This is a genomic window from Falsihalocynthiibacter sp. BN13B15, from assembly GCF_041205415.1.
In the GTDB taxonomy this organism is placed as follows: Bacteria; Pseudomonadota; Alphaproteobacteria; order Rhodobacterales; family Rhodobacteraceae; genus Falsihalocynthiibacter; species Falsihalocynthiibacter arcticus.
Genome location: NZ_JBGFCE010000002.1, coordinates 419,210 through 437,939 on the forward strand (window position 1 = coordinate 419,210; position 18,730 = coordinate 437,939).

Annotated in this window: 19 protein-coding genes and 1 pseudogene; 10 read left to right on the forward strand and 10 right to left on the reverse strand. The window is 54.7% G+C overall.

Features of this window, described 5'->3' with window-relative positions; all coding sequences use genetic code 11:
• Positions 1-138: 138 nt before the first annotated feature.
• From AB9F26_RS04640 to AB9F26_RS04655, 4 genes and pseudogenes are all read left to right on the forward strand, one after another.
• Entirely contained in the window at positions 139-516 is a 378-nt protein-coding gene (locus tag AB9F26_RS04640) for an alanine:cation symporter family protein (RefSeq protein ID WP_335584775.1), read from the forward strand.
• Between the two features lie 12 nt (positions 517-528).
• Positions 529-881 (forward strand): annotated as a pseudogene (locus AB9F26_RS04645) (hypothetical protein).
• Positions 878-1,330, forward strand: a complete 453-nt coding sequence (locus AB9F26_RS04650; RefSeq protein WP_369767396.1) for a hypothetical protein — start codon at positions 878-880, stop codon at positions 1,328-1,330. The pseudogene AB9F26_RS04645 and the gene AB9F26_RS04650 overlap by 4 nt, the downstream one beginning before the upstream one ends.
• 147 nt (positions 1,331-1,477) lie before the next feature.
• Positions 1,478-2,539: a hypothetical protein gene (locus AB9F26_RS04655; RefSeq protein ID WP_369767397.1), complete on the forward strand. Its 1,062-nt coding sequence runs from the start codon at positions 1,478-1,480 to the stop codon at positions 2,537-2,539.
• Positions 2,540-2,584: 45 nt separating this feature from the next.
• On the opposite strand, the gene AB9F26_RS04660 is transcribed toward AB9F26_RS04655, so the two are convergent.
• Complete coding sequence (locus tag AB9F26_RS04660) at positions 2,585-3,640, reverse strand: Leu/Phe/Val dehydrogenase (RefSeq protein ID WP_369767398.1); 1,056 nt, start codon at positions 3,638-3,640, stop codon at positions 2,585-2,587.
• Positions 3,641-3,767: 127 nt separating this feature from the next.
• Here AB9F26_RS04660 and AB9F26_RS04665 point away from each other — a divergent pair, with 127 nt between their 5' ends.
• Complete coding sequence (locus AB9F26_RS04665) at positions 3,768-4,223, forward strand: Lrp/AsnC family transcriptional regulator (protein WP_039001230.1); 456 nt, start codon at positions 3,768-3,770, stop codon at positions 4,221-4,223.
• Here AB9F26_RS04665 and AB9F26_RS04670 read toward each other — a convergent pair.
• Positions 4,220-5,263: a Gfo/Idh/MocA family protein gene (locus tag AB9F26_RS04670; RefSeq protein WP_369767399.1), complete on the reverse strand. Its 1,044-nt coding sequence runs from the start codon at positions 5,261-5,263 to the stop codon at positions 4,220-4,222. The two genes, AB9F26_RS04665 and AB9F26_RS04670, sit on opposite strands and share 4 nt — an antisense overlap.
• A gap of 157 nt (positions 5,264-5,420) precedes the next feature.
• Here AB9F26_RS04670 and AB9F26_RS04675 point away from each other — a divergent pair, with 157 nt between their 5' ends.
• Positions 5,421-6,143, forward strand: a complete 723-nt coding sequence (locus AB9F26_RS04675) for a methyltransferase (RefSeq protein WP_335584780.1) — start codon at positions 5,421-5,423, stop codon at positions 6,141-6,143.
• Between the two features lie 77 nt (positions 6,144-6,220).
• Here AB9F26_RS04675 and AB9F26_RS04680 read toward each other — a convergent pair whose 3' ends face one another.
• The 7 genes from AB9F26_RS04680 to AB9F26_RS04710 all read right to left on the reverse strand — a co-directional run bounded on the left by AB9F26_RS04680 (position 6,221) and on the right by AB9F26_RS04710 (position 14,309).
• Positions 6,221-8,827: an SH3 domain-containing protein gene (locus tag AB9F26_RS04680; RefSeq protein ID WP_369767400.1), complete on the reverse strand. Its 2,607-nt coding sequence runs from the start codon at positions 8,825-8,827 to the stop codon at positions 6,221-6,223.
• 92 nt (positions 8,828-8,919) lie between these two features.
• Positions 8,920-9,264 carry a nitrile hydratase accessory protein gene (locus tag AB9F26_RS04685; protein WP_335584782.1) on the reverse strand — a complete coding sequence of 115 codons (345 nt, stop codon included), beginning with the start codon at positions 9,262-9,264 and terminating at the stop codon, positions 8,920-8,922.
• Entirely contained in the window at positions 9,261-9,944 is a 684-nt protein-coding gene (nthB, locus tag AB9F26_RS04690; protein WP_369767401.1) for a nitrile hydratase subunit beta, read from the reverse strand. The genes AB9F26_RS04685 and nthB overlap by 4 nt, the downstream gene beginning before the upstream one ends.
• On the reverse strand, positions 9,941-10,558 hold the full coding sequence (gene nthA / locus AB9F26_RS04695) for a nitrile hydratase subunit alpha (protein WP_369767402.1): 618 nt from the start codon (positions 10,556-10,558) through the stop codon (positions 9,941-9,943). Before nthA ends, nthB begins: the two co-directional genes overlap by 4 nt.
• Positions 10,559-10,661: 103 nt before the next feature.
• Positions 10,662-12,236, reverse strand: a complete 1,575-nt coding sequence (locus tag AB9F26_RS04700; RefSeq protein ID WP_369767403.1) for a phospholipase D family protein — start codon at positions 12,234-12,236, stop codon at positions 10,662-10,664.
• An 88-nt stretch (positions 12,237-12,324) separates the two neighbouring features.
• Entirely contained in the window at positions 12,325-13,098 is a 774-nt protein-coding gene (locus tag AB9F26_RS04705) for an HpcH/HpaI aldolase/citrate lyase family protein (RefSeq protein ID WP_369767404.1), read from the reverse strand.
• Entirely contained in the window at positions 13,095-14,309 is a 1,215-nt protein-coding gene (locus tag AB9F26_RS04710; protein ID WP_369757480.1) for an NAD(P)/FAD-dependent oxidoreductase, read from the reverse strand. Before AB9F26_RS04710 ends, AB9F26_RS04705 begins: the two co-directional genes overlap by 4 nt.
• A gap of 266 nt (positions 14,310-14,575) precedes the next feature.
• Here AB9F26_RS04710 and AB9F26_RS04715 point away from each other — a divergent pair, with 266 nt between their 5' ends.
• From AB9F26_RS04715 to AB9F26_RS04730, 4 genes are read left to right on the forward strand one after another with little or no spacing between them, the layout of a single operon-like run.
• Positions 14,576-15,475, forward strand: coding sequence for a metal ABC transporter substrate-binding protein (locus tag AB9F26_RS04715; RefSeq protein ID WP_369755491.1), 900 nt, complete (start codon positions 14,576-14,578; stop codon positions 15,473-15,475).
• Positions 15,472-16,362 carry a manganese/iron ABC transporter ATP-binding protein gene (locus AB9F26_RS04720; RefSeq protein WP_335584788.1) on the forward strand — a complete coding sequence of 297 codons (891 nt, stop codon included), beginning with the start codon at positions 15,472-15,474 and terminating at the stop codon, positions 16,360-16,362. Before AB9F26_RS04715 ends, AB9F26_RS04720 begins: the two co-directional genes overlap by 4 nt.
• On the forward strand, positions 16,362-17,219 hold the full coding sequence (locus tag AB9F26_RS04725; protein WP_335584789.1) for a metal ABC transporter permease: 858 nt from the start codon (positions 16,362-16,364) through the stop codon (positions 17,217-17,219). The genes AB9F26_RS04720 and AB9F26_RS04725 overlap by 1 nt, the downstream gene beginning before the upstream one ends.
• The gene (locus AB9F26_RS04730) at positions 17,216-18,043 is read left to right on the forward strand and encodes a metal ABC transporter permease (protein WP_335584790.1); all 828 of its coding nucleotides are present in this window, start codon (positions 17,216-17,218) and stop codon (positions 18,041-18,043) included. The genes AB9F26_RS04725 and AB9F26_RS04730 overlap by 4 nt, the downstream gene beginning before the upstream one ends.
• Here AB9F26_RS04730 and AB9F26_RS04735 read toward each other — a convergent pair.
• Positions 18,040-18,618, reverse strand: a complete 579-nt coding sequence (locus AB9F26_RS04735; protein ID WP_335584791.1) for a TetR family transcriptional regulator — start codon at positions 18,616-18,618, stop codon at positions 18,040-18,042. The two genes, AB9F26_RS04730 and AB9F26_RS04735, sit on opposite strands and share 4 nt — an antisense overlap.
• Between the last annotated feature and the right edge of the window lie 112 nt (positions 18,619-18,730).

An 18,730-nucleotide genomic window follows, 5' to 3' on the forward strand; every position in this document is an offset into this window, starting at 1 on the left:
TTTAAGTATGCATACAATTTCCCATCACGCGCGGCCTCAAGTTAAATAGGCATGAAGCGGAGCCAACGATTTGAAAACCCCAGATAGTTTTTTAAATATTTAACAGAATTCATTTCTAAATTTTTTGTGGCAAGCAAAATGAACACGATTATTGATGGCTTGAATGCCATCCTCTGGAATTACGTTTTGATTTATGGGTTGTTGGGTGCGGGGCTGTTTTTCACCCTTCGATTGGGCGGGATTCAGCTCCGGCATTTTGGCGAAATGGTGTGGTTGGTTGTGGCGCGGCCCGCGGCGGATTCGTATGGGATCACCCCGTTTCAAGCCCTATCGGTAAGTTTGGCGTCGCGCGTTGGAACATGCAACCCTGCGGGCGTCGCGGTTGCTCTTACGCTTGGGGGACCGGGCGCGGTTTTTTCTGTCTGTTTAATTATAAGCTCGGGAATGATTTTCGTGGCAGTTCAATCGAATTCAATCGCGGAATCCTTCAGCGGATTGATTGGAATCCCCAAGTGAGTCGTCGGCGCTCTGGTCGCCGCCGCGGCGGGTGTCGTGATTTTTGACGGGATACGAGTGGCCCAGTTTTTGGTGCCAATTATGGTGGGGGCTTATCTGATTGTGGCCATCATCGTCATGGCTTTGAACCTCCCTCAAGTGCCGGAATTGCTGTGGCTCATTATCTCAATGGCGGTTTGTTCTCAAATGAGGCGGGCATGGGGGCGGCTTCCAATATCGCCGCTGCCGCCCAGGACCGGAAATTACGAGGGCCAGAGGACTTGTTGCGCGGTATGTCTTGCAAAATCGGTTTCTGGCGATACCTTCTTGTTTTAGACAGGTTTTGCCGCGCATTAAAATTGCCACACAAGGACGTTAGTGAATGAAGATTACCGCATCTCGCCTTGGCCGTACGGTCGGTCACCTTTTGCTTGCGCTGCTCAATGCGACGTTGCTCCTCGCGGCCGTTTGCCTCTTTTTGGAATTGCGCGTCGTGAAGGCCGTTGATGGTCTGACACAAACTTTCTCTGAAAATCTCGTGCAAGTGGCCCCGCTTCGGGATGCTGTGATTTCCCTCTCACAGGACGCGGCGGAATTGCGGGGTGAGCTTGCGGCATTCACGCAGACGCCAAATTCATTCACCGAGGAACGTGCCAGTGCCCTCAGTGCCAAAGTGGATATTCTAAATACGCAACTTGTTGCATTAAAAGGGAATATCGGAAATGTCATGCAAAATCCTGAGGGGTTGATCGATCATGCAATTGAGAAGACAGCGCAAGAAGTGATTGATGGCTTGTCCGATTTGCGCGGATGCGAAAAACCGGTGAGTATGTAAATCACCGCCAAAATTGGCAGGGTGAACGCGTGAAAATTGGTGCTTAAAATCCGTGGGGTGAAGCTCTATACCAAAGCGTGTCCGTTTGGGCCATCCCGTGTCGCCCGTTGGCGCGCACCGATCAAATTCGAGTGAGTTTTGTACAGCATGGATCGAAATCTAGACCCAATCCTGCATATAGGTGCGCCCAAATGCGGCAGTTCCAGCTTGCAACGCGCGCTATCATTGCGGCCGACTTTTACGTCCCGCGCGGGGGTGACCTATCGGTATATTGTCCTACGTCGAGAACAAATCCTTGGCGGGCTTGCGATTAAACTCATTATGAAAACCACGCGCCGCGCGTATCTTCAATCGGCCCGCTTTGACGAAATAATCCTGACCCAAAACCAAGACGGAAGCTGGCATCCAAACGCAAGATCGATTGCGCGTATTCGTAAATTATTTGCACAAATGCGGGCGCGAAACGAGGTGCCTATTATCTCCAACGAGGGGAATTTTTCCTTGTTATCGCGCCATCTCGGTCCCGAAATTTTTCAACATCTGGGGTTGAAATGTCAGGTTTTCGTATACGTGCGCCCTCAAGTCGAATGGATAAATAGTGCCTGGTGGCAATGGGGCCTATGGGAAGAGTTTCCGTATCAGAAGGATTTTTCCGCATGGTTTCCTGCCGCCAGAGAAGGCTGCAATTGGTTGAAACGATTAAAAAACCTTCGGGAGATCGATCAGATATCTAACCTCAACGTTGCCCTTGCCAACGGGAATGTTGTGGCGCAGTTTTTTGAAGCTATTGGGTGTGATGCGCCCGTCGAAGCAGCCGAAATCGAGAACCGATCTCTGGATATTTCAGCCATCAAGTTTCTGTTGAATAATCGTGGTTTGCGCAAAGACATTCACGACTCAAAAGCGGCGTTGATTTTGGCAAAATTGAAGGTAGAAAACAGTGAAAAACCGTGGTGTTTGAGTGCAAATCAAGTTCAGAGCATCATACGCCACCACCTGCAGCACAACAAAGCCCTTCTTGAGTTTCTTGCCAAGGACCAAGCAGAAAGGATGCGTGCCGACCCGCATTGGTGGCAAGCTGATAGCTATAATACAGCGCGCGTTCACAAGGTTGGTGCTCCGGATTTTCTGCACGAAGACGATGCGCAATCAGCCTTTTATCGGGCGGAACTGCGAAAACGGGGCTTTAAAATGCGGGCCTCTGCTTAACTCCCCGCGCATTTGACGGGCGGGGAGGTTAGGTTTCGAAACGGTTTACGCCTTCGGGCGCGCGGCGGCGATTTTGGCGAGAGAAATGTCGTCGGCAACTTCTGAACTGGGGAGGTGCGCGTCATCCGCTCGTTTCAAAATATCGAGGATCGTGTGGTACAGGCCCGTGATCCGCGCCACATCTGCCTCGCGCGACGGGGTTGAGAAAATCACCGTCGAGCCCCCCATGACACCGCCCGCATTCACCACATAGTCGGGCACATATGTGATACCGCGCTCTTGCAGCGCGCGGCCGAATTTTGGTTCGGCAAGCTGGTTGTTGGCGAGGCCACATATGACCTTTGCTTTGATTTCTGGAAGGGTTGTCGCATTCACAACGGCCCCCATCGCACAGGGCGCAAAGATATCGACGTCTTGGGCGTGGATGCGGTCGGGGGAAACGGCAGTGGCGCCATATTTTGCAACGACATCCTGAACGACCTCGTCGCGGACATCGGCCACAACAAGTTCTGCTCCGGCGGCATGTAATTGGCGCGCGAGGTCGGCGCCTGTCCCGCCAAGGCCTTGAATTGCAACGCGTAAACCAACCAAATCATTTCGGTCCCACACGTGCTTTGCCGCGGCGCGAATGCCTGTGAAGCCACCAAGGGCTGTGAAGGATGACGGGTTGAAGCCCTCTTCGTATTGCTCGGCGCGGCAGAAAATATAGTCGCAGTTTTCGGCCAAAATATCGGCGTCTTTGGGGCCAACTCCGACGTCTATTGCGGTCCAATACAGGCCACCAAGGTCCTGAACATGTCTGGAGAAGGCGCGCAAAAGGTCGGCTTTATCGGCGCGTGCGGGGTCTGCAATGATCACGCATTTTCCGCCACCCAAGGGCAAATCTGCCACCGCGTTTTTGTAGCTCATGCCTTTGGACAGGCGCAAAACATCCGTGAGTGCTGCGTCCTCGCTTGCGTAGGCGTGCATCCGACAGCCCCCTGCAGCAGGTCCAAGAGCGGTCGAGTGAATGGCGATAATCGCACGCAAACCAACGGCGGGGTCGTGGCAAAACAAGACCTTTTCGTGGTTATCGAATTCTGGGTGTTCAAAAATAGACATGGTGGATTCCTTGGTTTCGCCGTGCGTGCAGTTTAGGGGATATTGGGGAGAGAATCCGTGCAAACATCTATGTTATTCCCTATAGTTCCGCAAGGATTGGCTAAAATATAGGGAATACGTAGCTAATATGACCAAAATTGAATTGGACGTGACGGATCACCGAATTCTGCGGGTTTTGCGCCAAGAAGGGCGAATTTCGAACCTTGATTTGGCGCAACGGGTGGGGCTTTCGCCCACGCCCTGCAGTCGCCGCGTGCGTCGCCTTGAGACCAGCGGCGTTATCACTGGCTATAGTGCCCAGATCAATCCGACGGCGATGGGGCATGGGGTGACCGTCATGGTGAACATTCGTTTGTCCCGCCAAGGCCCTGCAGATATTGAAGAATTTCTCGCGGCGGTGAAGCGGATGCCCGAGGTGACGGAATGTTTGCTGGTGACGGGCAATCTGGACTATATCCTGAAAGCCCGTGCGCGGGATGTTGAGGAACTCAAAGATTTTGTCTTGGCCAAACTTAAGAAAATCCCCTGCGTTTCGGACACAACCACGATGTTGATCCTTGAGACGATCAAGCAAGCAGATTAGCGCGGGATGTGGACGGTTTGCCCTGTGTCACAGGCGGTTTGAATGGCTTCCAAAACATGCATGGTTTTGAGGCCTTCTTCGCCTGAGACCAACGGGGACGCGCGCCCCTTGATGACCGCCGCGAAGTGTTCGATTTGATTAACCAATGGTGCGGACGTGGCGCAGGGGAAGGAGGCTGCACGGATGGGCGACCACCAGCTTTGCGGCGCGTCGTGGGTCCAGACCGTGAGGTCGGGTAGGGACATCGCCCCTTTTGAGCCACCGAAGTGATAACAGGATTGGTTCGTTGCGGGGTAAGCGGGGTTTTCGCCCGCCGTAAGTTCCCAACTCCAAGGGGCGGCGATGGCGTCGGACACGGTGAGGGTGCCAATGGCCCCATCGGCGAACCCAAGCACTGCGGCGGCGACGTCCTCATTATCGTGTCCGCGTCGAGAGGGGGCGGCTTGGGCCTGTACGGTTATGATGTCGCCACAGAGGTGGCGCATGAGATCAACGTCATGTGCGAGGTTGACCGAAATCGGCCCCGCCCCTTTTTGGGTTCGCCACGGGGCAACGTCGAAATAGTCGTCGGGTTTGTATAGCCAGCAGGTGGCTTGCAGGCTTCGGATGTCGCCGATGACGCCTTCAGATATGAGGGAGGCTGCTTTTTGGATAATCGGGTTGTAGCGTCGATGGTGGCCAACAAGGAGGGGGACGCCGTTTGCCTGCGCCGCTTGAACCAGCTTTTCCGCTTCCTTTGCGGTGACGGCGAGGGGTTTTTCTACAAGGACCGCGCAATTGTGCTCGATGCACATAAGCCCTTGCTCCACATGCAACGGCGTTGGCGTGGCAAGGATAACCCCATCCACCTCTGTGGCGGCAAACATCGCCTCAAGGGTGGTGAAATGCGGGACGCTATAGGTGGCAGCAAGCTTGGCCCCCTCGGAATTGGGTTCCACCAGCGCGACAAGCATAGCGTCTTGGGTGTGGGTGAGTGCGTTGAGGTGTTGTTTACCAACAAGCCCCGCTCCCACAACACAAATTCTGGCTTTTTGCTCCATGTTCCCCCCTCCGATGTTCCAACGAAAGCCTAACTTTTATCGCGACCTATACAACCCAAATTGCGCTCCTTTCAGTCTTGCGTAAGGGAGCAAAACTGGAAAAACACTTGCCATCCGCTCAGGAGGTGCGAAAGACTGCGTTCAAAAAGGAGAAGTCATGTCACATTTGGAAGATATTCGCGCGAAGTCGAGGTTTCGCGATTTATTTGAGGGCCAGTTTCAGCACGCAGCGATCGCGGCTTTTATGGCGATTGGCGCGTGTTCATTGCTTGTACGGGTGGAGGACGGACCTTGGTATCTGCTGCTGAATTCCATCGTATGGGCCAAGATTGCCATTATCCTCGCCATTGTCCATCAGGCGCTTGTGGCTGGTGTGTTTCGGCTGCAGCTTTACAAAAACTGGATGAGCAAGCGGTTTGGCGAGCGGGATATGCAGGTCTGGGCGGGGATATTCCTTCCGTTGTTGATCGCGCGCCCTTTGGCTGTGCTTTTAACGGGTTTGAGCGATAGAACACCGATCACGGGATATAACACGCTCGAAGTCATTCTTGGCGTCGCGTTGTTGGGGGCGGCGGTTTACGGCATGCATTCTGTTCTTGTGTATTTCACTTTGCCGCGCGCTCTTGGGGGCGACCATTTCCGCGATGAATATGCCGAGATGCCGATGGTGAAGAAAGGGATCTTTAAATACGTCGATAACGGCATGTATAGCGTTGTGTTCCTTGGCCTGACGGGGATTGCGCTGATCTGTGGGTCGTGGAATGCGCTGGTGGTGGCGCTGTTTCAACATGCCTATATTTGGGTGCATATGTATTGCACTGAGGCACCGGATATGCGGCGGATTTATGGGGATAGGTCGGATGACGTCATAGACGTTTAAGTGCTGACGTGAAAAAGGCCCCATCGCGGGGCCTTTTTTTTGGTACTAGATGGTGGGGGCAATACGCCCCCATTTTGCTACCTGCGACCACCGCCCATACGGCCACCGCCGCCACCCATACGTCCGCCGCCCGAGGGGCGGGATTGAATGCCGCCGCTGGGGCGTTGAATGTTGCGGTTTTGGATTTGGCGTTGGTTGCCCGTTTGACGGTTTTGATAGGCCGAACCCACGTTTGCAGGCAGTTGGGTTGGGCGATTGATGCCTGTGGCTGGCAGTTGCGCGGGGCGGGTTGTGCCTGCAGCGGGGAGTTGTGCGGGGCGGTTGATTTGCGGCAGTGCTTTGGGTTGTTGGACCCCTTGCCATTTGCCGCCACCGTCGTTGCGCTCCCATTTGCCGTTGTTTTGACGATAGACACCGCCGTCTTTGCCCGCAAACAGATCACCAGCCTTACCATTGCTAAGAACGGCGTCTTTGGCGCCTGCGGCCCATTTGAGGTCTTGGGTGCCATTCACCTTGTTGCCTGCCAAAGCGCCGAGGCGATTGTCTGCGAGTTGGTGCGCAGCAGGGCTGCCTTTTAGGACGCCGCTATTGCCTTTCCACGAGTTAAAGGCACGTCCAGCGCCCACAGAAGCGGCCGCGCTTCCAAGTTGTGCGGTAGACAGGCGTGGGTTGGTCGCCGAAACGAAGGGACGGCTCGCGCCAAGGGGTTGAGCCTTGGGCGTTATGTGTTGGTTTCGCACGAAATTACCGTCTTTGTTGATAATCTTGGGCGCATTGGGCAAGCCGCGATCAGGGCCGTAGTTGTCACCATAGCGCCCGAATTGGCCGCGCTTGGGATCATAATAGCCGCCGATGCCATAGGTCACAGGACGCGGATAGAACGCGGGGGGACGCACGGCAATTGGGGGCCGCACATGGGGGGGACGGAACCCAGGGGGGCGATAGCCAGGAGGGCGAATGAAGGGAGGGCGGAACCCTGGAGGGCGATAACCGGGGCCGGACCAATAGGGGGGGTAGTTCCAACCGGGGCCATAGAAGATGCTGCCCCATGCATAATAGCCAAAGAAGTACCCCGCCGTAACGCCAAAGTAGGTCGTTGTCGGCGTGGAATCGACAACCGTAACGTAGGTGACGTTGTGCACGGGTTCGGTTGCGGGGATGGTATAGATGACGTCTGGCACCGAGGTCGCGACTTCAAACGGTCCTTGCGGGCTGTCGCCTTTGAACCAGATGCCATCGATCACAGTGTAATATACATCGCCAACTTTCAGGACCGTCTCGTTGCTGTTGAGGGCATAGCTCATCTCGGTGCCCTTGATGGGGGTAAACTCAGGGTCGCCCGCATAGGAGACATCCGCTTTGACCGAGGCATGGTCTACGGCTGCGATCTCTGGGATGCTCGCAAGCAGGCGCGCTTCTTCGCTTTCGGGGGTACCGGGTACGGATGAGCGCACCGCGTAATAGGGGGCGTCATCGGGAATGTTGCGGAAATCTTCGGGAAGGTCGCCCGAGGCAAAGGTCCAATCGTCGCCGTTCAGATCCTTATTGCGGAACCAACGGCCAGAGGTGAGGAAGTACCATTGCGCCTCAACCGTGTGGTAAAACAAATCAAACTGTGTGTTGCTGACCCATTCCAGCTTGGTGCCGCTGACGGGCTCCTTGTTGGGCGGACCATCCATGGTGATCAATTCGGTGGGGACGTTGGAATAGAAGACTTCGGGGAGTGGATCACTGGGAGTGAGGCCCTCTGCCACAGCGCGCCGCGCGTCATCCCAGTTGCCATCGTCAGGGAGGGTGGTGAAGATTTCGGGGAGGGTGGCAACATCAGTCCATGGGCCGCTCAAGTCCTCGGCCTCTAGCCAACTGGTGTTATTGCGCAAAGTCCATTTACCCGAGTCATAGATCGAGAACAGGTCCCAGTTGGTGTTCACGGTAAAGGCCAAGTCTGGAACGCCGTCGACTGTTGCCGTAAGGGGCTCGCCATCTGTCATCACAAGGATCGAAGGTTTTTCGCTGACATAAATAAGGGGAGGGGTGGTGTCCAAATCTTTAAGGTCGGTGAAGGATTGGAAATTCTCAAGGCTCGCCGTTGTACGGGGGAGGGAGAGAGTGATTTCACCGGTGGGGAGTTGTTTACCCACACCCAGCGCAAGTGCGTCCATGTCATCGCGCGTAAGGTTAGAGAAGCTGAGGTCCGTGATGACAATATTAGTGGCAATAATCTCGTTGTTCTCGCGATCTGCAACTGTATCGGCGGAAATTGTGATGATCCCATAAAGTGGCTCGGCGTCTTTGCTGCGCTTCACTTGGGTGGCCACAAGGGCGGTCATCTTGGTGAAATTCTTCCAGTCATTCACTTGCGGCTGGTAAAGGGTAACACTCGCGCCCTTGTCGTTGGAAAAGGTGCGCGGCCATTTATTGGGCTCATCGGCTTCGGTAAGATACTTGCCACTAACAAATCCGGTTTTCCCATCCACCGTCACAGCACACCAAGCGGCGGCATCGTCACATTCCTCAACCTCAATTGATGTGCCTTGGGGGAGGGTGGTCATGACGGGGGCGCCAGTCGTTGGACCTTGGCGCATGTTTAAGTCAGCAGTGGTTTGGGCAGGCCACGCAAAGGCCGCGTTCGCCGCGAGCGAGAAGCAGGCGGTAAGAGTGGTAAATCGGTGCAGATAGGACATGAGGGCTCCAAATGGACAAAGCTATTTTTGAACCTTAAGAGAAGATGCGAGTCAGGTATAGGTTTTGATCACAACTTTCTGTGTGCAGGCTGTTACTCTGGTTTCTTGGGCGAGACAGGCTGGCCATGGGGGGTAGAGAGAAAGGCGTCCGTCCACAGCGCCCTCATTCCCTCAAGCGCGTCGGGCGCAAACATCCCTTTTGCAACGACCATCTCCTCCAAGGTGGCCACCCAAACGCGGTAATAGTCATCGCTGCCGTCAAGGGGATGCGCAGCTCCCGCAAGGGCAAGGCGCGCACCAAACATTTGTGCCCATTCAGGCCATGCAAAGACACCGGATTCATTGAGCGCCACCGTGAGGGCAAAGACCTGTCCATGCCACGGGGCCTCGAAGGTGGCTTCTGGCGTGGGCGGCGCGTTCGGCGCGCAGGCACTCACTCGCTGGGTTCCAGTAGATAGCTTTGCCACAGATCAAGGACCATATCATCCCCTGTGGCTTCGGCATCCGCGCCCCAAAGGTCTTGCGCGCTAAAACGCACGGCATAAAGCGGTTGCGGCGCTGGGCCGAGAAAATGCGCGTTGCTGTCAGGGAAGACATGATTGCCGTGCAGACGCTCAATCGTGCCGTTGCGCCCCGCAGCATAGGCGGGCAGACGGGTGTGGCCGCCTTTCAAGAGGGTGTTCTGGGCATGGGGAACCGTGCGCACAGGATCGCCGACCTTGAACTTGGCTTGGGGGCCTTCCGGCCGCATATATGAGCCTTGCGCATGCATCGCGCGGTCTACGTTTTCGGGCTTAAGAGCGCGTGGATCAGGCCTGTGCGCTGGGCCCGCGGGAGGGCTGTCCAAATCCTCCATTGTGAGGAGGTCACGGTCGACAAGGATATCCGTCAAACCGCCGAGCCATTTTTCGTAATAGGAAAATCCCGCGTAATCTTTGGGGGTTAAACATTCCCGTGCGTGGCGGCTGGCGTCGATGTTCCACGCGCCAAGAGCGCCACAAGCGAGGTTGAGGGCAAGGGCGCGGGCCTCCCAATCGGTGTGGAAAACCTCGCTATCGTCCTTTTCGGGGATAGGGCCGTCGCCAAAGCGCCCGCCCATATCATGCACGCGGCTCACGCGCTGGGTGCCTTGACCAAATCGGTGCCGATCATTGCGTTGCGCGAGATCAACGCCGCGAGATCGCTTTCCGAAAGGTCCTGCGTTCCTTCTGGGCGCATTGGCACCACCAAATAGCGTACTTCGGCGGTGGAGTCCCAAACACGGACGGATTGGCCATCGGTCAACTCCACCCCGAATTCGGCCAAAACGGCGCGGGGTTCGCGAATGGCGCGGCTGCGATAGGCGTCGGATTTATACCACGTCGGCGGGATGCCAAGGATCGGCCACGGGTAGCAACTACAGAGGGTACAAACGACGAGGTTGTGCTGGGTTGGCGTGTTTTGCACGGCCACCATGTGCTCGCCCTGTCGCCCCATGAAGCCCAACTCGGCAATGGCGGCGGTGGCGTCCTCCATAAGACGCGCGTGATAGGCCGCGTCGACCCAAGCACGCGCCACAACCTGCGCCCCATTGCGCGGCCCGATTTTATTCTCATAGGTATCAATCAGCGCATTCAACGTCGCCGGATCAACCAGCCCCTTGTCCACCAGCAAGCTTTCGAGCGCGCGCACTCGCAACTCAGGGTCCGAGGGCAGATGGCTGTGGGCGTGATCCGAATGGTCGTGGGGCATGGCGCGAAATCCTTAAAGGTAAGGGCCGTAGGCTGAGGCAACGGTAAGAGTTGCCCCAGTCTACAAAATTCTCCCGCAGAGAAAAGCCTTTCCCGCGACTGCCCTAGAGTTGTCCCTTAACTGGCAGGAACTTGGTGATATTTGCGATGGTTTTCTTTGAAAAACTCGCCCCGGGTTCGGAGGTTTCAACTTCGATGCCCTGAGGTGTGGCAATCGTCCAAAGGATGTTGCCCTTGGGGTCCAATGACAGCTTATAGGCATGGGTTTTGATATACTTGAGGGCGCCAGTTTGAAAGAGTTCCCCAAGCTCAGGCGAGTCAATAAACATGCCAAACTCGGTGTTGATTTCAATCGAACGGGGATCATAATTCAGCGAGCCAACAAAGACGGATTTGGCATCAAAAACGGCCGCTTTGGTGTGCATCGTGAGTACAACGTCGCTGTCTGGTGGGAGGAGCCCCAAGGCCTGTAGCGAATCCGCGCGGATTTCATATAACTCAACGCCTGCCTCCAAAAGCCCTTTGCGACTCGGAGCATACCCGCCGTGCACATAGGCATGATTGGTCGCGGCCAAGGAGTTGGTCAGGATTATCACCCGTCGTCCCGCGCGGCTGAGGGCTTTAAACATCGCAAGGTCCGATGGGCGTGGCACGAAGTAGGGCGACATTAAAATGACGTCCGACTGTGTCGAAAGGATTTGCTGTTTGAGCTCGTCGGAAAGCGTCCGAGGGCCTTCCTTGACCGTATTGCGTGTTTTTTGCGGGGTATCCGTTACAACCCGTGCGTCGCCGCGAAGGGGTTGGATTGTCCCGTCCAACACCTGAGCAAGAAACTCCGAACTCATGGCTTTGGCATAGAGATCTTTCTCGGCTTGATCCGCACGGCCACGAAGGTCCTGCTGTAGGCTTTCTTTGTCCACCTTGAGACCTAGTTCTTGGAAGTTTTCCATCGGGACGGAGTGCGGGTCATTCCAATAAACGTCGAAGGATTTTGCAATGTCCTTTGTGACGGGCCCCATGACGAATATATCAAAATCGGCAAATTCTGCGTCTGAGTTGATCTCAAAATACTCGTCCGCAATGTTACGCCCGCCCACGATGGAGGCCGCATTGTCCGCCGTTAGCGTTTTGTTGTGCATGCGCCGATTGACGCGATTGAAATCGAGTAGGAAATTCGCGCCTTTTGTGGCGTTGCGTGAAAGGGGGTTGAATAAGCGCATTTCAATGTTCTCATGATCATTCAAAAGCGCAATTTCATCGTCGGTCGCGGAGGTGAAAACGTCATCCAATAGGAATCGCACCCGCACCCCGCGTTCCGCGGCATCAATCAAAGCACGCGCAAAAATACCGCCTGCGAGGTCAGGTTTAATCAGGAAATATTGAATGTCTAGCGTGTGCTCCGCGGCTTCAATGAGACGCAAGCGTGCGCCAAGAGCGTCGTTTCCTGAAACCAAGGGAATCAATGTCGTTTTCCCGCCGCTCTCAAGGGTCTCTTGCGTGGCAACGCGTGTGACCCTGCTTGAGCCCAAAATGTCCGTAGCCGAAGTTGGCGTGTGGTTTTTTTCGAACGGAACATGTGTACAGCCAGCGACCAATAGCAATAGGCATCCAAGACACAAAGACATTACATTGGAACGGGGCGCGGACGGGACGGGGGCGGTAAAAATATCAGATTTCATAACGAACTGTTGCGACAGTTGCCGCAACGCGTCAACTATCCGCGCGAGGAAACTCGTCTTAATATCAATACATGTGGTAAGCGCGCCATCATTTGAGGTCTGATTTGACCTTTGCCAAAAGGGCATCGCTGGCTTTTGCGAGCAAGCCTGAATCCGAGCCACAAGCGACAAAGGTGAACCCATCGTTGAGTAATTGCGCGGCAAACTCTGCGTCGGCGACAAGCGTGCCGACGGGGATGCCTGCTGCCATCAAGGCGCGCGCAACGGGCCAGATGGCCTCCCAAACTTCGGGCGCAAGCGGCTTGCCAAGATAGCCTAAATCGGCGGCAATATCCCCCGGACCAAAGAAAACCCCCGACACGCCTTCGACGGCGCCGATTTCAAGAGCATTGGCCAAGGCTTCGCGGGTTTCTACCTGTATAATCACCGTCGTTTCGTCTTCGATTTTCGCAAAGTAATCCGTGATGCGGCCAAATTTATTGGCGCGGGTCAGGCCACTCACACCCCGAACTCCGCGTGGAGGATAACGCGTGGCGGCAACCGCTGCGCGCGCCTCATCCGCATTCTGCACCATCGGAAATAACAGGCCCGGCGCGCCGACATCGAGCAGGCGTTTTACTTTAACGGGATCATTCCAGTCGGGCCGCACAATGGCGGTCGTGCCCGTGTTGGCAAAGGCTTGGAGTTGGCCAATCACCGACGGAATTTCATTGGGGGAATGTTCGCAATCAATCACTACCCAATCATAGCCACAGGGGGCCACAACTTCGGCGGTGAAATTACTGGCGAGGGTGATCCACAGGCCGATTTGCTTTTCGCCCGATTGAATTGCTTGTGTAAACGGGTTTTTCTGGAGGTTCATATCACTGCCTTTTCAATAAATTTTTCACCTTTTGCCACACGCGCATATCCGAAGGGCGACAAATCGAGGGTTTGGTAGGCGCCGTGGGTTATCCATTCGGCCACGCCGCGTCCCATGGCGGGGGATTGCTGAAATCCGTGGCCTGAAAACCCGTTAACGAAGATGAAATTCTCGACCTCGGAATGGGGGCCAACAATCGCGTTTTGATCCAACGTATTATACGCATAATGCCCCGCCCATGTGTTGACCAGCTTGGTGGCCTCAAATTGCGGGATGCGGGTGGCAAGGATGGGCCAGACTTTGTCCTCCCAAATGTCGTGGTCGAGGGCGAAATCGTCAAAGGCGACGGCGGGATCTTCATCGGGTTTACAACCCGCCATATAATACGCGCCATCGGTGCGCACATGGATGCCTGACGGGTCGATCGTCAAAGGAAGGTCGCGATCAAGCGGGGTTTCTGCGGCGAAAATGAAGGTGAAACGTTTGCGCGGCTCTACAGGAATATCTATGCCCAGCATGCGCGCGGTGACGGCGGCGCGCGGGCCGGAGGCGTTCACAACCGTTCCACAGGAAATCACGTCGCCAGATTTGAGGGTGACAGAGGTGACGCGTGTTCCCGCCGCGTTTTTGGCCATCGAAACGACCTCATTGCTCAAGAATTCCACGCCCCGCTCGCGCGCACTTCGTTTCCACCAATCAAACATGGTGTTGCCGTCGAAATAGCCCTCGTTAACGCGGTTGTGGTTGGCACCGATAATGTCGTCGAGTTGGTAGAAGGGGTAGTCGCGCAGAATTTCGTCGGGAGACATGTATTTTGTGCCGGCCCCCAATCGCGATTGCAGTTTTTGGTTTTCTTGCAGGGTTTGTGCGAAGGCCTCTGTATCGGCCAAATAAAGGTAGCCAAAGCTTTGGAGCGTAATATCGGGAATACGTGTGTCGCCACCCATATATTCACGAAAATTCTGAATACAATCAACGCCAAACTGGCTGACCTTAATGTTGACTTCGGTCGAAAATTGTTGACGGATACAGCTGTTTGTATGCGAAGTTGAGGCGAATTCGTAGCTTGGGTCACGCTCTACCACGAGGACTGACCCCTGAAAATCAGGGCTATCGGTGAGGAACCACGCCACCGAAGAGCCGAGCATGGCACCCCCGATGATGACGACGTCGTAGCTTGTTTTTGTCGGAGAATTGTAGGTTATATCCACGCCGTTTTTCCTCAAGTTCAGATGTTTTGGGGATTTAGGCATGATCTATTGAGGAGTGTCCATAGCCTGTGTTTGATTGCGCGTTTTTAGGCTTTTCGAGCTAACAACGATGGTATGAAAACACATCGTTTTTCGATCTCAGCGTCCAGCCAGATTCTGCGCGTTGGCTGGGAAGGGGATAAAGTTGCGAATGGTTCGCAATTGCATTGACAGTTGCGAATGGTTCTCATAAACGGAGGTAACGAAATTCACCTCGGGGTAGGGCAATGCTGGCGCGAAAATCACTATGGGCGATCACATGTTTGGCGGCTTTTGCTGCGGCCACACCCATCACCGCAAAAGAGAAATTTAAGGCACTCACGACCTTTACTGTGATTGCAGATATGGCCAGAAACGTCGCTGGAGACGCCGCCGAAGTTGTATCGATCACTAAGCCCGGGGCGGAAATTCACGGCTATCAACCCACACCGCGCGACCTGATCAAAGCCCAAGACGCGGATTTAATTCTGTGGAACGGGATGAACTTGGAGCTGTGGTTTGAGCAGTTCATTGGCAACCTGAGCGATGTACCGGAGGCCATCCTAACCGAGGGCATCGTCCCGATGGATATCGTCGAGGGCGATTATCAGGGGCGCCCCAATCCACACGCATGGATGTCCCTCGAGAATGCGATGATTTACGTGGATAATATCGCTGCAGCTTTTGCTGAGCACGACCCCGAAAATGCGACGATTTATATGGAAAACGCACAGGCATATAAGGCGCAGCTCACGGCCGAAATTGCGCCGCTTCGCGACGGAATCCTCGCCATTCCAGAAGAGGATCGCTGGCTGGCGACGTGCGAAGGGGCCTTTAGTTATTTGATCCGTGACTACGGAATGAAGGAACTTTACCTCTGGCCGATCAACGCCGATCAAACGGGCACACCTCAGCAAGTGCGCAAGGTGATCGACGCGGTGCGCGCCAATAATGTGAAGGCGATTTTCTGCGAAAGTACGGTGAGTTCGGATCCCGCGAAACAGGTCGCCCGCGAGACGGGGACAGCTTTTGGCGGCGTTCTCTATGTGGACAGCCTGACCACAGCGGACGGCGACGTGCCCACGTATATCGACCTTCTGCGCGTGACCTCGCAAACAATTCTGGACGGGTTGGGGGGCAACCAATGACCCTTGCAAACGGCCAATCCTCCGGCATTCGCGCCCGCAACCTCACGGTGACTTATCGCAATGGCATGACAGCTTTGCGCGATGCGAGTTTTGAAATTCCCACGGGGACAATCACAGCTTTGGTCGGGGTTAATGGCGCTGGGAAATCCACTTTGTTTAAGGCCATTATGGGGTTCGTCCCTACGATTAAAGGCGATATTACCGTTCTAGGTCAGTCGGTTAAGTCGGCGTTGAAGCAGAATATCGTCGCCTATGTTCCACAGTCCGAAGAGGTGGATTGGTCGTTTCCGGTGCTGGTTGAAGATGTGGTTATGATGGGCCGCTTTGGCAAAATGGGCTTTTTGCGCATTGCTTCGTCAGCCGACAAAAAGGCCGTAACCGAAGCCCTCTCGCGGGTCGGGATGGTCGATTATCGCTATCGTCAAATTGGGGAACTTTCGGGGGGACAGCGCAAACGGGTGTTCCTTGCCCGCGCCCTTGCTCAGGACGGAAAAGTCATTCTGCTGGACGAGCCTTTTACGGGCGTCGACGTCCAAACCGAAGATGCGATCACGGATTTGTTGCGGGAATTGCGCGCCGAAGGGCGGGTGATGTTGGTCTCCACGCACAATCTTGGGTCTGTCCCCGAATTTTGCGACCGGACCATTTTGGTCAAAGGCACAGTTATTGCGCATGGCCTCACCGAAGACACCTTCACACGCGCAAATCTTGAGGAAGCTTTCGGCGGCGTTTTGAGGCATTTTGTGTTGGGTGGTAAAGATTTGCACGATGATGACGATACCCGCCACGTGACCATCCTAACCGATGACGAGCGCCCCTTTGTCACCTATGATGATCGCGCCCAGACGGCGGCACCCGATCCTGAAATCGAGGGGAAAACCCCGTAATGGAAACGCTTTTGGTGCCGTTTACCTATGGGTATATGATCAACGCGATGTGGGTCAGCGCGCTTGTCGGCGGCATCTGTGCGTTCCTTTCGGCGTTTTTGATGCTTAAGGGGTGGTCGTTGATTGGCGACGCCCTCAGCCACTCGATCGTGCCCGGTGTTGCTGCCGCCTATATGATTGGTCTGCCCTTCGCGTTTGGTGCATTTCTGTCGGGTGGACTGGCCGCTGGGGCTATGCTTTTCCTCAACAATCGTACGGGGTTAAAGGAAGACGCGATCATCGGGATCATTTTTACATCCTTCTTTGGACTCGGGCTTTTCATGGTGTCGCTCTCGCCATCATCCGTCGATATTCAAACAATCACCTTGGGCAATATCCTCGCGATTACGCCTAGCGACACCCTGCAATTGGCGCTGATTGGCGGGATCACGTTTGTGATCCTTTTGGCAAAATGGAAAGACCTCATGGTGACGTTTTTCGACGAGAACCACGCTCGTTCCATTGGCTTGAACACCGGTGCCCTCAAGGTCTTGTTTTTCACACTTTTGTCGGCGTCCTGCGTTGCCGCGCTGCAAACTGTTGGCGCGTTTTTGGTGATCTCGATGGTCGTCACACCGGGTGCGACAGCCTATCTTTTAACCGACCGCTTTGGCTGGCTTTTAGTCATAAGTGTGGCGCTCGGGGCGGTCTGCGCCTTTGTGGGGGCCTATCTGTCCTTCTTCCTTGATGGTGCAACGGGCGGGATCATCGTTTCCTTGCAAGCCCTTGTTTTCCTTTTCGCTTTCTACTTCGCCCCCAAGCATGGGATGCGCGCGGCCCGTCGACGTGTCGCCGCTGAAATCGGGGGAAACACATGATCGATACCCTCCTGATGCCGTTTCAATTCGCGTTTATGCACAATGCGTTTTACATCGTTTTGATCGTCTCGGTACCCACGTCCTTACTGTCGTGTTTTCTGGTTCTCAAGGGGTGGTCCCTGATGGGCGACGCCGTAAGCCATGCGGTCCTTCCGGGGATTGTTCTGGCCTATATTGCGGGTATCCCGTTGATAATTGGCGCTTTTGTGGCGGGAATGACTTGCGCGCTGGCGACAGGATTTTTGGCCGATAATAGCCGTGTGAAACAGGATACGATCATGGGCGTCGTGTTTTCGGGCATGTTTGGCTTTGGGGTGGTGCTCTATACCAAGGTCAAAAGCGACGTCCATCTTGACCATATCCTGTTTGGAAACGTGCTTGGTGTCGGCCCCGAAGACCTGTGGACGGCGGGCATTGTTTCGCTGATTGTCTCGGCAATTCTCCTGATGAAATGGCGGGATTTTCTGTTGCACGCCTTTGATCCGATTCAGGCCAAGGCCTCCGGTTTGGCCGTCGGCTTTTTGCACTATGGGATGTTGGCAATTTTGTCGCTGACGATTGTGGCGACGCTCAAGGCTGCGGGCATTATTCTGGCGATTGCCCTGCTTATCTCCCCCGGTGCCATCGCGTTTTTGCTGACCCGACGCTTCGAATATATGCTGATGATTTCGGTGGCCGTCACTATGGTTTCGATGTGCTTTGGCCTTTATATCAGCGTCTTTATCGATAGCGCGCCAGCCCCGACCATTGTCTTGGTTTTGACCTTCGTTTTCATTGTGGTTTTTGTCGGGACTCAAATCCGAAATGCGCGGGTCACAACTTAGATTTTTGCGTCAACAATGCTTTGAATGTTTTGCGCAAGGAGGCTGCGGACTTCGGTCGACGTATCCTCGCCCAAGGCGCTGATTTTGAACACGCGCCGCATCATATCATAGCCAAGCATGACCGACACCAGCAGGCCTGTTTTGGCCCTGCGCATTTTTGGATCAATGTCCGGGAATCGGCTTGCTAAAACGTCGTTAAAGGTCGCTTCTAGAGCCTCGGAAATAACCCGCACGGAGTGTTCGCTCGAGGTTGATCGCAAGATCGCGAGCGTGGGGTCATAGCCTTCTTTTTTGACGGGATGGGCGAGGAAATAATCGGCTATCCGTTGGCCCAAAGTGTTCATATCCCCGTCGAAAATTTCTTCGAGGTGCAAATGTTCAATGATTGCGGCCTTAAAAAGCCCATCTTTGGAGCCGAAATACCGATTGATGAGGGCGACGTTGACCCCTGCAACCCCCGCGATTTCGCGCAGTCCCGCGCCATCATATCCGTTATCCGTAAACACACGACGTGCGGCCACAAGGATCGCTTCTTGCGTGGCATTCGCGTTTCGTTTGCGGGGAGGGAGTGTCATGGAATTAGGGTCCCGCTTTCTTGTAAACAGGTGTTTACTTGCTTTGTCTTGTATGTAAACATATGCTTACTTCTAGCAGGCCCGCTCAACTTCACAAGTGTAAAAAGTCGGA